This is a genomic window from Ruminococcus sp. AF17-22AC (assembly GCF_003460065.1).
Classification (GTDB): Bacteria; Bacillota; Clostridia; order Lachnospirales; family Lachnospiraceae; genus Blautia_A.
Window position 1 is genome coordinate 1 of the sequence record NZ_QRXT01000011.1, and the last position, 14,833, is coordinate 14,833.

Sequence of the window (14,833 nt, forward strand, 5' to 3'; positions counted from 1 at the left end):
TTTCAAAATACAGTCGTTTAGGTTTTTCAATAAATTCAATCTGCTCCCGGGCAGAATACACCTTGATTTCCGACTCCGGTAAAGTCACTACTGCATAACCTCCCAGCAGTGGCACCATCTGAATTCCCTCACCGCCAAGTCCGCTCTCCGGACCACTGTACTTCACGATCACATCCCATAATCTTTCCGATGAATCATATCCGACATTCAAATTTTCGGATTTTGCACGTTCCTCTGATGTCGCATCCATCGCAAGATTCAAAAGGTTATCTATTTTCTGATCCGGCATAACTGATCCATTCACTTAAATATTTACTTATATAATACACAATGTCTCATAATGTTGTTCTTTGCTCTGGTGGTTGCGTGGGTCTGATCATTGGATTTTTCGGCGATATCTTCTACATCTACAAAGGAGTTGTAAAACTTCTTTATGCTGTTGCTTTTTTGTCATCTGTTTTTTCAAACAGTTTCTTAACGCCCTGAATTGCAACCAGTACACCAAGGATCAGCAGTAATACCGCAAAAACAAGCTGCAGAGTATTTCCAAAATCAAGACCTGTTGTTACAAGTGCTTTGGTAAGTTTTGTGATGGTCATGCCAAGTGCTGTAAAGGTAACAGCCATCATGAATACCATCGGGATCCAGAGCATGCAGCCCTGACGTTTTGTTTTCTTTAAGAATACGGCGCAGGCTACAAGTGCAAGTACCAGAGTGATGATTGTTGCAAAGTATTTGTTTGTTACTACTTTTAAGAACGGACTCATGTTTTTCTCATCTGTATCGGAATCAAGGAAAAATTCCTGAAATGACAGACGTCCTACTCTGGCTACAGAGTCAAGAGATGTCAGTGCAAATGCTGATACTGCAAGGTTGATCAGTGTAAATACAAGTGAATGCGGCAGACCTACTACAGAAAGGAAGTTTGCGATAGCTCCTGCAAAAATCTGTGGCTGTGTTGTAAGTCCCTGTGCTGCTGCCTCTCCGTTGGCAAAAGATGCAACTGCAATCAGTGCGATAACGGCAAGCATGCTTTCCATAAGCATGGCACCGAATGAAACAGGAAGCATATTCTTTTCATTTTTGATCTGTTTGGATGCGGTACCGGAAGATACCAGTGAATGGAAACCGGAAACTGCACCACATGCGATTGTTACAAACAGGATTGGGAACATATACTGTCCGTCTACGTTAAAGCTTGTAAATGCTTTGAGGTTGCATGAAGGATTTGCTACAAATACACCGATGACCGCACCGACGATCATAAAAATCAGCAGATAGCTGTTCAGATAATCACGTGGCTGAAGCAAAGCCCATACCGGAGCGACACTGGCTACCAGAATGTATGCAAAAATGATGATATGCCATGTATCAAGGCTTACATACATCGGGAAATTAAGTCCGAGTACGATTGCAACTACAAGTAATACAATTGCAACTGCTGTATTGATCCATTTATTAAACTTTGTATATTTAAGGAAAAATCCAAGTGCAACTGCTTCCAGGATGAACAGCATGGAAGTTGTTGCAACAGCTCCGTTTGCTGCTACTCTTCCATTTCATATGCCGGAGTTTTAGCTTTTGGGACAATGCCCCATTTGTTTTGGAGATAACGGCCATACAGAAGATATGCTCCACCGAGCACTACAATGGCTATTACCATCATTAAGATTCCACTCATAATCTCTGCCCTCTTCTTTCTTATGTAATAATTTATATTTGCTTCACAGGTATCTCCTGTTCCACAAAAAAACGCCTCTGCTATCCTTTCGGATAACAAAGGCGGAATCTTCCGTGGCACCACTTTGTATTATCATATTTATCACAAAATACTTTCTGCCGCTTCTCAGCAACTGCGGCTCTCTGTAATCCGGTTTCCTTTTGTGATCTGTCCTGATCTATGCATTTCTCTTTTTTATTTATCTAGTGTTTTACTCCTTTTTTCCAAAAACATCAACCTCATTTTTAAATATATTCCACAATTTTATCCATGCCTTTTTGTTCACATTGTATGTATCTAGGCATCTGTTCAGCATCTGCTTTCACCCCAGTGCCACATCCAGGATCATCATCAGCGAAAATCCAACTGCAAAGAAAATGGTACCGATATTCGAGTGTTCTCCGGCGGACATCTCCGGAATCAGTTCCTCTACCACCACATAGATCATCGCCCCCGCCGCAAAACTTAAGAGATACGGCAGTGCCGGCACGATCAGTCCCGCGGCCATGATTGTCAGTACTGCGCCGACCGGTTCCACGATTCCAGACAAAACACCTCCCGCAAAAGCCTTCATCTTACCCATTCCCTCAGAACGAAGCGGCAGGGAGATAATTGCGCCCTCCGGGAAATTCTGGATTGCGATTCCAAGCGACAATGCAAGCGCGCCCATCAATGTGATGTGTGCATTTCCGGTCAGATACCCCGCATAGACAACACCAACTGCCATTCCCTCCGGAATGTTGTGCAGCGTTACAGCAAGAACCAGCATGGTTGTTCTCTGCAGATTACTCTTCGGTCCCTCTGCTTTATCAGTTTGTTGATGCAGGTGCGGAATAATATGATCCAGAAGAAGCAAAAAAAGCACACCCGCCCAGAATCCGGCTGCCGCAGGAATAAACGATAATTTTCCCATTCCCCCGGCCTGCTCGATTGCCGGAATCAGAAGACTCCACACAGATGCAGCTACCATAACACCTGCTGCAAAACCTGTCAGGCACCTCTGCACCCACTGGTTCAGATCCTTTTTCATAAAAAAGACGCAGGCTGCACCGGCCGATGTCCCAACGAACGGAATCAATATTCCGTAGAACATATTCATATCCATATATATCCTCCATATTTATAATATCTTATGCACAGTGACACTATTTGCTCTGTGTTAGTTTATTCTAACTTCATTTATGAACAGTATAACAATTTTATATATCTTACGCAATTGCTTATCCTTTAATGATAAAAAATATTGACAAGCCATTCTGCATTTGTTATAGTTGGAGCAATTAAGTTACGTGAGGGAGTAATTTGCACGAACGTGTGATTTGTCAACATACTGGTACCTGTACCTGGCAAATCTTAATGAATGAGACTCATGTATGTCATGTTTTATGTACAGATTCTAATCTGTATTTATTCATGGCATACGTGGGTCTTTTTGTGTATTCAGATACTTTCTTACCCAAAAGAAAAGGAGATTTTATTATGGCACTGTTTGTTGAATTATTTTTATTAGGTGTTGGGCTTTCCATGGACGCCTTTGCAGTCTCTGTCTGTAAGGGACTCGGAATGAGAAAACTCAATAAAAAGCAGGCTCTGATCATCGGTCTTTATTTCGGCGGATTTCAGGCGCTCATGCCGCTTATCGGCTGGCTTCTTGGCAGTCAGTTCCAGCAATATATCACCAGTATTGACCACTGGATCGCTTTTATTCTGCTTGGCTTCATCGGTGGCAAGATGATGGTCGAAGCTGTCCGTGAATGGAATGAAGAAGAAACCGTTGAGGTTATGGATGCACCGATCGACCACAAAAACATGTTCGTTCTGGCTGTTGCCACCAGTATCGATGCACTTGCAGTCGGAATCACATTTGCCTTCCTGAACACTCCAATTATTGAGGCGATCACAATTATCGGAATCACCACTATGGTTCTCTCTATCATCGGTGTGATCGTTGGAAACTTTTTTGGAGGCAGGTACAAAAGTAAGGCGGAATTTATCGGCGGCCTGATTCTGGTTCTTCTGGGACTGAAAATTCTCCTGGAGCATCTCGGAATCCTGACTTTCTGATAAACACGATTTTCCACCGGTCAGATTATTTAATACAATAATCTCTTCGTTTTCGTAATTTCATTTGTTCATTTCAGTCACAGCTACTTGACATTTCGATATAAAGTGTTTATTATACTAACATATTTATTTGGTATGTTTGTATGATTTATTCAGTTAAGCAGTGTGATCTCATGAATATCTTATGCTTTGGCGATTCAAACACCTGGGGATACAGACCAGACCGAAAAGGCCGTTTTGATGAGAATACAAGATGGACCGGCCTTTTGCAGCAGAAACTCGGGCCCGAATATCATATTATAGAAGAAGGACTTTGTGGAAGAACGACCATCTTTCATGCTCGGTACCAATGACTGCAAAAGTCACTATCGCGCATCTGCCAGCCTGATATCCAAAGGTCTTGATCAGGTAATCCGCAAAGCACGCCTGAATGCCTCGCAGCATTTTGACCTGCTGGTGATCTCCCCGATCCATCTCGGACATGGTGTCGGCGAACCCGACTTCGATCCGGAATTTGACGAAAATTCTGAGGTTGTTTCCAGAAATCTTGCCGCTGAATACCGCAAGGTTGCACTCCAGAATCATGCGGCTTTCCTGAATGCCGCAGATTATGCCCTGCCAAGTATTACTGACAGAGAGCATCTGGACGAAAAAGGACATGCGGCAATGGCGGACGCAATCTATGATAAAATCATCGCCCTTCAGAAAGGACTCTCGAACGTAATCTGAGGAGCTGCCAACGGCAGCTCCTCCTTTTTTAATCCTGTTTTACGTTGAATGCTTTCATTCCAGGATATACTGCGCTTGCGCCAAGTTCTTCTTCGATGCGGAGAAGCTGATTGTATTTGGCAACTCGCTCGGAACGGCTCGGCGCACCGGTCTTGATCTGGCAGGTATTGAGTGCAACTGCAAGGTCAGCGATCGTGGTATCGGCTGTTTCACCAGAACGATGTGAAGAAATTGCAGTGTATCCTGCTTTGTGTGCCATCTTGATTGCTTCCAGTGTCTCAGATACGGAACCGATCTGGTTGAGCTTGATCAGAATTGCATTACCTGCACCAAGTTCGATTCCCTTTGAAAGTCTTTCGGTATTTGTTACAAACAGGTCATCGCCGACAAGCTGTACTTTGTCGCCAAGTCTTGCGGTAAGCTTCTTCCAGCCTTCCCAGTCTTCTTCATCCAGACCGTCTTCGATGGAAATGATCGGATATTTGTCGCAGAGTTTTGCCCAGTGCTCGATCAGCTCTTCAGATGTATATTCTGTTCCGGCCTTCGGAAGTTTATAATAGCCTTTGCCTTTTTCGCTCTTCCATTCGGAGGAAGCTGCGTCCATCGCGATCTTGAAATCTTTGCCTGGTTCGTATCCTGCTTTCTTTACTGCCTCGAGAATTGTCTCGATCGCTTCCTCATCCGATTTCAATGCCGGTGCAAAGCCACCTTCATCACCAACGGATGTGGCAAGTCCGCGCTCTTTCAGGATGGATGCCAGTGCATGGAAAACTTCGGCACACCATCTTAAGCATTCTTTAAAAGAAGGTGCACCGACCGGCATGATCATAAATTCCTGCACGTCCAGTCCGGATGACAGCGCATGGCATCCGCCGTTGACAATGTTCATCATCGGTACCGGAAGACGGTTGCCGGACACTCCGCCAAGGAAACGATACAGCGGGATCTCAAGTGCGGTTGCGGCTGCTCTGCAGCATGCGATAGATACGGCAAGAATTGCGTTTGCTCCAAGTTTTGATTTGTCTTTTGTTCCGTCTGCTGCGATCATCGCTGCATCAACTGCGTAAATATCACTTGCATCCAGTCCTTCGATTGCTTCATTGATCACAGTGTTGATGTTTTCAACTGCCTTCTGCACACCTTTGCCAAGATAGCGTGCTTTATCTCCATCACGGAGTTCCAGAGCTTCGAACTCACCGGTAGATGCGCCGCTCGGTGCGGTTCCTCTGCCTACAGTTCCGTCCAGCAGATAAACTTCTGCTTCGACTGTCGGATTTCCTCTGGAATCCAGAATTTCTCTTCCTGTTACTTTTTCAATTTCAAGGTACATGACCATTCCCCTTTCTGCTGCTTTTCAGTCCGGACGCCGGTTCCTGGTCGATACCGACACCCGCTTGATTCATTTATACACGAGTTTTATCAATCTAACTCTTTTAGTTAGTATAGACTAATTTCATTAGCCATGCAAGATTTTTGTATCAATATAATTGAGAATATACTTCAATAACAGAGCAGACAAATCCACTTCAAACTCCCTGAATCCATCCCAAAATCCGACAAACTTTAAGTGGCTATCACACAAAAAAGGACACCGACATTCTCTCAGAAATACTATGAAAAAATGGGTATCCTTCTTGTAATCTGTTCTTATATCGCATATTGCAGCAGCCAGCAGATGCACGGCAAAGTTACGATTCCACAGAGCGTCGTGATAAAAACGCCCCCTAGTGCATATTCTCCATCCATTCCTGACGCGTTCGCCATCATCACAACCGCAGTCATCGTCGGCATTCCGGTAATCAGTGCCATTGCAAGTCGTATCTCCGCACTGACCGGAAAAAATCCGAGAACAAAGAACATCAGGAGCGGTGCAAGCAGCATGCGCACAAGCACAATTCCATACAGCGAAAGCTCTTTCAGATATTTTTTCAGCGGAAGCTCCGCAAAAATACCGCCTATGTAGATCATCGCCAGAGGAGATGCTGTGGCACCGATTTTTTGAAGCCCGGTATCGAGAAGTGCCGGAATCCGCACACCCGTCAGCATCAGGAGCATCCCGATCAGGATTGCCACTGTTGCCGGATTGATCAGCTTTTTCAGTTCAAAACCGCCGCTTCTGGTTGGTGTTGTGAGCTTCACACCCAGCGTCCAGAGCATAAGCTGATCAAAAACCATAAATACAGAAACGTACAGAATCCCATTTCCCGGAAAAACACTGGAAATCACCGGGACTGCCATGAATCCGATATTTCCGAACAGCATCATCGCCTGACAAATTCCGGCGCGGTCTTCGGACAGATGAAAAAATTTCATCATGCCGAAGCTGACCAGGAACATCACGGCATAAAATCCCGCCGCGATCAGCAGGATTGACCAGGAACCGGTCAGAATTTCTTTGTTTACACCATCGATGATATTGATAAAGATCATGACCGGCAATGCCATTTTGATCACAAATTTTGAAATGGGCTCCAGTGTTTCTCTGTTGAGTACCTTTGTTCTGACAAGTATCACACCCGCCAGAATATAGATTACAAACAGTCCGATCTGCTGAAGCAATATCTCAAATGTAGTCATTGGACACACTCTCTTTCTTTCTGGAAAGGATCAGGATCACGACAAACGTGAGCATCTCAGAAGCAAGGAAAGACAGCCAGACTCCGTTCATTCCAAGTATTCTGGAAAGTACGATCGCACAGAGTACAATGGCGATTACTCCACGCATCAGAGAACCGATGATCGCCGGACGCGCATTCGCTGTTGCAGAGAAATACGCGACAAGCATGATATTTACTCCGGCAAACAGAAACCCGAGGAAATACAGCTGCAGGCCGGTATGTGCGTATTGCAGCAGCATGACATTATTTTCGCTGTTAAAGATCGCAACGAGCGGATCTGTAAACAGCCAGATCAGAGCAATCATTACGATTTCTATCGTAATCGTGCTGTTCATGCCCCAGCGAAGATATTTTCTGACATGCTCACTTTCTCCCCTGCCGAAGCTTTCACTGATCAGCGGCTGCGCGCCCTGTGCAAGGCCATTGAAAATGCACATTCCGACAATGGAAAGATTCGCTACGATTCCATAAGCGGCCACACCAACGCTGCCTGCAAGTCCAAGGATCAGCATATTAAACACAAATGCGATCACGGCGGAAGAAATTTCTCCCACGAACGCGGATACACCGAGCTGACAGCATGAGATCAGATGTCGGACAGACATTTTCTTCCATTTGAATCCGATGTGACAGTTTTTTCCAAAATAATGCAGCATGCAGACGGACATCGTAACGATCGGACAGAACGCTGTTGCAAGTGCCGCTCCGGAAAATCCAAGACCTGCCGGAAAAATAAAAATATAGTCAAAAACGATATTCCAGACACTTCCGGCAAGAGAGCCGGCCATTGCAATTGATGTCGCATTGTCATTTCGGGCAAATGCCGTGACGGAATAATTCGACATAAAAAACGGTGTTCCTATGAGGATGATACGCAGATAGGTCTTGCCGAGTGCAACAAGTCCGGCATCCGCGCCGAGCAGTGCCAGACATTTATCGGGAATAAAAATTCCGAGCAGGACAAACGGGATGCTGATCAGGACGCTCCAGGCAATTGCCTGTGTAAAGTAATAATCTGCTCTTTCACCCTTTGCTTTGCTGATGCCATATCGGGTCGCGGAGCCGATACCGATCATCGAACCAATTGCATAGATAAGACCATATACCGGGAGAATCAGGTTGAGAACCGCCAGACCATCCGCCCCGGCATAGACGGAAATAAAAAAGGTGTCTGCCAGAACATAGACGGAAACACCGATCATACCCGCAACACTCTGAAATACATATTTGGAAAATCGTTTTAACATTTATAAATTCCTTTATCTTCTTTCAATTTTATTAGCTTTTCCATTATAAAGAAGATTCTGATAAAAAACAAGAAGTCCCGGGGAATAACTTATACTATTCAGTAGAGAGTATTCCGCGAGGCGTTTTGGAATGCATTTTGACTCGTAACTGTGAGGATACTGAACAGTTACGAAATGATTCTTATTTCCTTCCAAGCTCCCAGAAGGCAACTGCACTTGCAGCAGCTACATTGAGAGAATCAACACCATGAGACATCGGAATTTTCACGGTATAATCGCAGTCTGCGATTGTGTCGGATGCCAGGCCATCCCCTTCTGTGCCGAGGACGATGGCAAGTTTTTCTTCTGCATGAAGCTGCGGATCGTCAATACTGAAAGAATCATCCCGCAGTGCCATTGCCACGGTCTTAAAGCCGAGTACGCGAAGAGTCTGCATGCCTGTATCCAGCCAGAAAGTTTTTTTATCAAAATAAGTCCACGGAATCTGAAAAACCGTGCCCATGCTCACACGGGAAGCACGGCGGTAAAGCGGATCGCTGCAGCCGCCGGTCAGAAGGATTGCATCCATGTGGAGTGCTGCCGCGGAGCGAAAAATCGCACCGATATTAGTTGGATTTACGACATTTTCCAAAATTGCTATGCGTCTGGTATTCTGGCAGATTTCCTCGACAGTCGGAAGGGTGCGGCGTTTCATGACGCAGAGCAGTCCTCTAGTCAGAGCATAACCGGTCAGTTTTACAAGGATTTCATATTCTGCTGTATATACAGGGGTCTGCGAAAAACGTGCCAGAAGTTCTTTCGCCTCGCCCTCAATATCCTTATGCTCGACCAGAAATGAAACCGGTTCATAGCCTGCGCTACACGCACGCTCAATCACCTTCGGGCTTTCTGCAACAAAAAGTCCCGGAAACGGTTCGTTATACCGCCGGAGCTGTACCTCTGAAGTCCTTGCATAAATATCCAGCTCCGGTGCATTAAAATCATTGATTTCTATGATGTTGTTCACGATGCTCTCCTTTAAAATTCCCTAACTTTTACTTTTAGTTTTTCAGCAAAATCGCAGTTCATTCAGCGCTCCAGATCAGGTGACACTTTGCTGCAAGCTCCTGTTCTTTTTGCTGCGCTTTGTCCGGCTCATCCTGATAATCCCAGAGAGCAAATGCCTCTTTTATATTTTCCGGATCTACATAATAAACATTTTCGATACCGGTCGGCAATGAAGTTTCATCAGTGGCTGTATCCGGCAGGCGGTCATGTGCCTTCTGAAACTCATCAAGATCAAACATTAAATTCTCTGCATCCTGTGCAGATGGGTAATTTTTACGTATCCATGCCGTCTCGGAAAGCATGTAAAACATGTTTTTCTGGTCTACGGATAAGATAGCTGTCTTATGTCCGTCCGGATCAATTTTGCTGTAAATTTTTCCATCCCTTAAGGTCATTCCGGCATCTTCCCAGGATATATAAGTCTTTTTGTCATAATACCAGTAATGCCCGATTCCACTCGCAAGCAGCACAAGTACTGCTGCTAAAATAATGGAAATAATACGTTTCCGACGGATACGTCTGCGGATTTTTTTTAATGGTGCAATCTCAGTACGGTGGTCTGAATTCCTCTCTGCATTTTCTGAAACAGTCCGCAACTGATTCTCCTTTTTCATCTCATCCAGCATTTTGCGGCAGGCTGCACACTCTTTCAGATGTTCTTCTACAAGCTGTCTGCTGTCCTCACTGACCATATCATCAATATAAAGCGGAAGCAGATCTTCAATAATATTACAGGTGATCTTCATCGTCTAATTCCTCCCTGATTTTTTTGCAAGCACGGTGATAAGTAACTCTCGCCCAGCTTTCACTTTTGCCAAACAGATCTGATATATCACTAAATGACAGTTCTCCAAATACCCGGAGGGAAAAGACTTCTTTGTACGGTTCCGAAAGTTTATGCAGAACTTTGTGGACACGAAATGCCGTTTCTTTGTCCGAAAAATCCTGAATAAAATCCGTAGAAAATACATCTTCTGACAACTCATTCTGCGCTTCCGGTACGTATTTTTTGTTCTTTTTCAGATAGTCATAATATGTGTTTTTGGAGATCTGGCAGAGCCATATCCGAAGGTCACATTCCCCTCTGAAATCGTCGACTTTTTTCAGTGCTTTGAAGAATGTTTCCTGTGTAAGTTCCTCTGCAATGTGGGTATTGTGTGAAAGCGAGAGCAGATAGCGGTATACGACTGTGAAGTATTTTTCGTATACTTCCTGAATATTCAGCATTTGTTTCTCCTCTCTTTGTACTCTTGTCCTCCTTCACATATATGACGATATATGAGATAAAAACGTTACAGATTTTTCATAATCGTTCGGAACAGCTCTGAAATTTCAACCGGTTTCGCAACGTAATCATCCATTCCAGCGGCTAGTGCTGCTTGACGGTCTTCTTCAAAAGCATTGGCTGTCATGGCAATGATCGGAATCTTCGCCCGTTCATCTGTCAGTTTCCGGATTGCTTTCGTTGCCTCATAACCATTCATATTCGGCATCTGAATATCCATCAAAATCGCATCATAATAACCAGCCGGCACATCTTGCAGCTTATCAACCGCAATCTTCCCATCCGCAGCAAGCTCTACCTCCGCATCTGCATCCTGAAGGATCGTCATGGCGATTTCCGCATTCAATCCATTATCTTCTGCCAGAAGAAGCCTTCTTCCTGCCAGCGATACATTTTCCGGCTGTTCTTCCATCTGCTGCTGTAATTCTTCCTCCGGTATCTTTCTGCATGAAATTTCGACAGTAAAACAGGTACCTTTCCCGGGTTCACTTTTTACAGAAATGTCGCCATTCATAAGATCTACAAATGATTTCACGATACGAAGTCCCAGACCTGTTCCAATAATGCCGCTCTCAGAGGAGCTCCGCTCACGCGTAAATGCATCAAAAATATATGGTACATATTCTTTGCTGATACCGATGCCATTGTCTGACACACGGATTTGCAAAGTCATAAAACCATCCAGAGCTGACGGTTTTTCTTCAATATCAAGAACTATCTTGCCACCCTCCGATGTATATTTCACTGCGTTACTCAAAAGGTTCATAATGATCTCTCGGATTTTCAGGGCATCGCAGTATACGTTTGCATGCCGAATATTTACATTTCTGTTTACAGTCAGCTGCTTACGTGAAATCTCTCCGTCAAGAAGGATGTCCAGTGTCTCCTCAAGCTTCATCAGATTCCACGGTGCTTCATTCAGTGTTTCTTTACCACTTTCAATACGTGCGATCTCAAGCACATTGCCGATCAGCGCAAGCAAAAACTGGCTTGCGCCTTTCAGCTTTTGCAGATAGTTTGTTGTTACTTCTTTTTCGCCCCAGTGTGCTTCCATCAGCTCCGCATAACCAATGATCGCATTCATTGGTGTACGCAGATCATGGGACATTGCAAACAGAAAAGACGATTTCGCACGGCTTCCCTCCTCCGCACGGTGAAGGGCATTTTTGAGCATCACCATATCAGACACATCCACAAACGTAGTAAGTACTGCCCTCTCACCCGTCGGAATGTGGACAACTTTCGTTTTGGCAAGTGCATGACATTCGTTTGCCTTACCCTTACCGATAATGCACTCATAATCCACCATATCATCTTCATTTCGAAGCTTTTTCAGTTGATTGAGCACCTCCGAATCCGGATAATAAACCTGCCTCAGAAGCGGCCCGAGCTCCCTCTGTGCAGCTTCGACACTCTCAATCCCATACATTCTCAGCGCCTCTGCATTCATATGTATGACCTTGTGTCCCGGCATTGTATATGCAAGGACACCGCAGTTTTCTATATCAAGCAATTCTTTATAATAAATATCCTGACGCAGTTTTTCTTTGCGCAGAGAATCATTCAGTTCTGCCAGGCGTCGCTCCGCCTCTTTTTCTTTTTCAATACGTACTGTCTCAGAAATATCCTGATGTATCCCGGTGACAGCCACGTATTCTGTCACCGATGTGTCTCTCGCACCACCGCAACGTACAAACCTCTCTCCGGATACCGGATGAATATAACGATAAACGATTTCCGTCCTTGCCTCTGTAAGCTTATCTGAATACTCCTGAAACAGCCGCACGTCTTCCGGATGTATACGCGAACGATGAAAGACAAATCTCTCTTCCGGTGTGATCTCTCTGTCGATTCCAAGCAGTTCATCCATCACTTCATCCGCATAAAATCTCGGTGGCTTTCCTTCTTCCATTTCCACACGCCACATTCCCATTCGGGATGCACGCAGAATTGCTTTTATATTTACCTCTTCCCGCTGCTCCATAAACAGCCCTCCCATATCTACTTTCCGACTCATTTTTTCAGAATCTGTGCCATTACCTTAAACAGCATATTCATATCTACCGGTTTGGAAACATGTGCATTCATGCCGCTTTCCAGAGCTTTCTGCCTGTCTTCTTCAAATGCATTGGCAGTCATGGCTACGATCGGAATGTCAGCCCGCGCATCATCAAGATGACGAATCAGCTTTGTTGCTTCATATCCGTCCATCTCCGGCATCTGAATATCCATGAGTATCATATCATAATAATCCTCCGGCATCTTTTTCAGCATTTCTATACATTGTTTTCCATTCGCAGCGCGTTCTGCTTTCAGACCATTTTCTTTCAGAACTGTCATTGCTATTTCGGCATTCAGCTCATTATCCTCGGCAAGCAGCACTCTTTTTCCCAGAATACTGTCTGAAATCTTCTCTTTTTCTTTTTGCTTCTCTTCCAGGATCTGTTTCTCTGAAGCAAGCTCAAATGGCAGAACAACGTTCATCTTTGTTCCGCATCCAAGCTGACTTTCAACTTCAATCGTACCTCCCATCATATCGATCAAAGATTTTACAATTGGCAGTCCGAGACCGGTACCTGTCACTTTGCTTTCTGTGCTTGTATGCTCACGTGAAAACTCTTCAAAAATATGAGGAAGATATTCTTTACTCATGCCGATGCCATTGTCCTCTACAATAATCCTGTAAGCTATATAATTTTCTTTTTCAAATGGTTCTTCTTTAACACTTACGGAGATCTTTCCGCCTTCCGAAGTATATTTCACAGAATTTCCGATGATATTGATAAAAATCTCCCGGACTTTTGTCTCATCACCAATCACATATTTATGTTGTATATCTGTTTCACATGAATATGTAATGAACTTCTTTTTCACTCCCGGCTCAAAAACATCTGTCAGAGATTCTATCAGCTCCGTCACACATCCGACTTCTTTTTTCAGAGCCAGTTTGCCACTTTCGATCCGTGCCATCTCCAGCACATAGTTGATCAGTGACAGAAGGAAATTGCTCGAACTTTTGATCTTGCCAAGATAAGCAATTGCTTTGTCCTTTTCATCTATATGTTTTTCCAGAAGCTCCGAAAAGCCAATGATTGCATTCATCGGAGTGCGGATATCATGGCTCATATTAAAAAGGAACCGTGTCTTTGCCTCGTTCGCATTTTTTGCTTCGAGAACAGCTTTTTCCAGTTCTTTTTCATGAAGCGCATCTCTGTAGCGTCTCATTTTGAATTGCAGATATATGATCATTACAATGAAAGCTGTCAGCACCGAAATGAACAGTCCCCAGAGTTTCTGAGTCATTGTCACCCATCCGTTTTCTGGTACGATCTCAAAATACCAGGTATCATTCGGAACTGTACATGCAACCTCCAATGTGTCTGTTTCCTGTAAATTGTCACACTGCACAATTACGATTTTTTCATCGTCCGTTCCTTTTTTCCATATCTGATAGTGATATCCGGCATTTTCCAGTTGATCCAGCTCCATTTTTTTGATAAATTTCTGCCAGTCTATAACAAGAATAGAAAATCCCCAGAACTTCTTACAGCCTTTGTCATCCGTTCTGTATACCGGGTCAAAAAGCAGCACACCGTTTCCTCCCTGCACCAGTTCAAACGGACCGGCAATCGTATATTCTCCGCTGTCTCTTGCCAGACGCGCTTCCGTTTTTCTTTCCGGATTTTCAATCAAGTTCAGCCCGATCACATCCTCATTTCCCTCCATAGGATATATCTGCGAAACGATTCCGTCTTTTGCAATTTCATGGACTTTTATGATATTATCTTCATCCTGCATCAGCCTGGATAATGTCGCAAACTGTTTATCACTTATCGTCAGACCTTCTTCTATACTCTTTTTGACCAGATCTGATTCCGCAAGATAACGGTTCAGCTGAACTTCAATCCTGCTTATTGTGGATTCAGCCGTATATACAGCCTTTAGTTTCTCCCTTTTTTGCTGATTCTGATTTACCAGAAACGTACAGCCAAGCATCAGAAGCAGGGTAACCAGAAAAACAAACCCGGCTCTGATTCTTATAATTTTTTTATCTTTCTTTTTATCCATAAATAGTTCCCTGATATTGTTTAATTTCAGACAGATGTATGTTTCTCCACACAAT

The 14,833-nt window shown here is 44.1% G+C and carries 13 protein-coding genes and 1 pseudogene; 2 read left to right on the forward strand and 12 right to left on the reverse strand.

Annotated elements, in window-relative coordinates; translation table 11 throughout:
• The 4 genes and pseudogenes from DWW86_RS13540 to DWW86_RS13550 form a co-directional block, all read right to left on the reverse strand.
• Window positions 1-289 (reverse strand): annotated as a pseudogene (locus DWW86_RS13540) (S8 family peptidase); the annotation flags it as partial.
• A gap of 142 nt (window positions 290-431) precedes the next feature.
• Window positions 432-1,517 (reverse strand): carbon starvation CstA family protein, encoded by a 1,086-nt coding sequence (locus tag DWW86_RS13545; protein ID WP_353652718.1) that lies wholly within the window; start codon window positions 1,515-1,517, stop codon window positions 432-434.
• 29 nt (window positions 1,518-1,546) lie between these two features.
• Entirely contained in the window at window positions 1,547-1,681 is a 135-nt protein-coding gene (locus DWW86_RS17595; RefSeq protein ID WP_330392826.1) for a carbon starvation CstA family protein, read from the reverse strand.
• A gap of 361 nt (window positions 1,682-2,042) precedes the next feature.
• Window positions 2,043-2,825, reverse strand: a complete 783-nt coding sequence (locus DWW86_RS13550; protein ID WP_072522130.1) for a ZIP family metal transporter — start codon at window positions 2,823-2,825, stop codon at window positions 2,043-2,045.
• A 374-nt stretch (window positions 2,826-3,199) separates the two neighbouring features.
• On the opposite strand from DWW86_RS13550, the gene DWW86_RS13555 reads away from it, so the two are divergent.
• Entirely contained in the window at window positions 3,200-3,784 is a 585-nt protein-coding gene (locus DWW86_RS13555) for a manganese efflux pump MntP (RefSeq protein WP_072522131.1), read from the forward strand.
• A gap of 315 nt (window positions 3,785-4,099) precedes the next feature.
• Window positions 4,100-4,513 carry an SGNH/GDSL hydrolase family protein gene (locus tag DWW86_RS13560; RefSeq protein WP_330392827.1) on the forward strand — a complete coding sequence of 138 codons (414 nt, stop codon included), beginning with the start codon at window positions 4,100-4,102 and terminating at the stop codon, window positions 4,511-4,513.
• A gap of 28 nt (window positions 4,514-4,541) precedes the next feature.
• Here the strand turns inward: DWW86_RS13560 and eno are convergent, their stop codons facing one another.
• The 8 genes from eno to DWW86_RS13600 form a co-directional block, all read right to left on the reverse strand.
• On the reverse strand, window positions 4,542-5,843 hold the full coding sequence (eno, locus tag DWW86_RS13565) for a phosphopyruvate hydratase (protein ID WP_117943685.1): 1,302 nt from the start codon (window positions 5,841-5,843) through the stop codon (window positions 4,542-4,544).
• Between the two features lie 317 nt (window positions 5,844-6,160).
• Window positions 6,161-7,090: an AEC family transporter gene (locus DWW86_RS13570; protein ID WP_072522132.1), complete on the reverse strand. Its 930-nt coding sequence runs from the start codon at window positions 7,088-7,090 to the stop codon at window positions 6,161-6,163.
• Window positions 7,077-8,378 carry an MATE family efflux transporter gene (locus DWW86_RS13575; protein WP_072522133.1) on the reverse strand — a complete coding sequence of 434 codons (1,302 nt, stop codon included), beginning with the start codon at window positions 8,376-8,378 and terminating at the stop codon, window positions 7,077-7,079. Before DWW86_RS13575 ends, DWW86_RS13570 begins: the two co-directional genes overlap by 14 nt.
• Window positions 8,379-8,559: 181 nt before the next feature.
• A complete protein-coding gene (locus DWW86_RS13580) occupies window positions 8,560-9,384 on the reverse strand; it encodes a TrmH family RNA methyltransferase (protein ID WP_072522134.1) in 825 nt (274 codons plus the stop codon).
• Between the two features lie 58 nt (window positions 9,385-9,442).
• Window positions 9,443-10,171 (reverse strand): anti-sigma factor family protein, encoded by a 729-nt coding sequence (locus DWW86_RS13585; RefSeq protein WP_072522135.1) that lies wholly within the window; start codon window positions 10,169-10,171, stop codon window positions 9,443-9,445.
• Entirely contained in the window at window positions 10,155-10,652 is a 498-nt protein-coding gene (locus DWW86_RS13590; RefSeq protein ID WP_072522136.1) for an RNA polymerase sigma factor, read from the reverse strand. The genes DWW86_RS13585 and DWW86_RS13590 overlap by 17 nt, the downstream gene beginning before the upstream one ends.
• Before the next feature lie 65 nt (window positions 10,653-10,717).
• On the reverse strand, window positions 10,718-12,694 hold the full coding sequence (locus tag DWW86_RS13595; protein ID WP_072522137.1) for a hybrid sensor histidine kinase/response regulator: 1,977 nt from the start codon (window positions 12,692-12,694) through the stop codon (window positions 10,718-10,720).
• A gap of 29 nt (window positions 12,695-12,723) precedes the next feature.
• Complete coding sequence (locus DWW86_RS13600; RefSeq protein ID WP_072522138.1) at window positions 12,724-14,778, reverse strand: ATP-binding protein; 2,055 nt, start codon at window positions 14,776-14,778, stop codon at window positions 12,724-12,726.
• Window positions 14,779-14,833 lie beyond the last annotated feature (55 nt).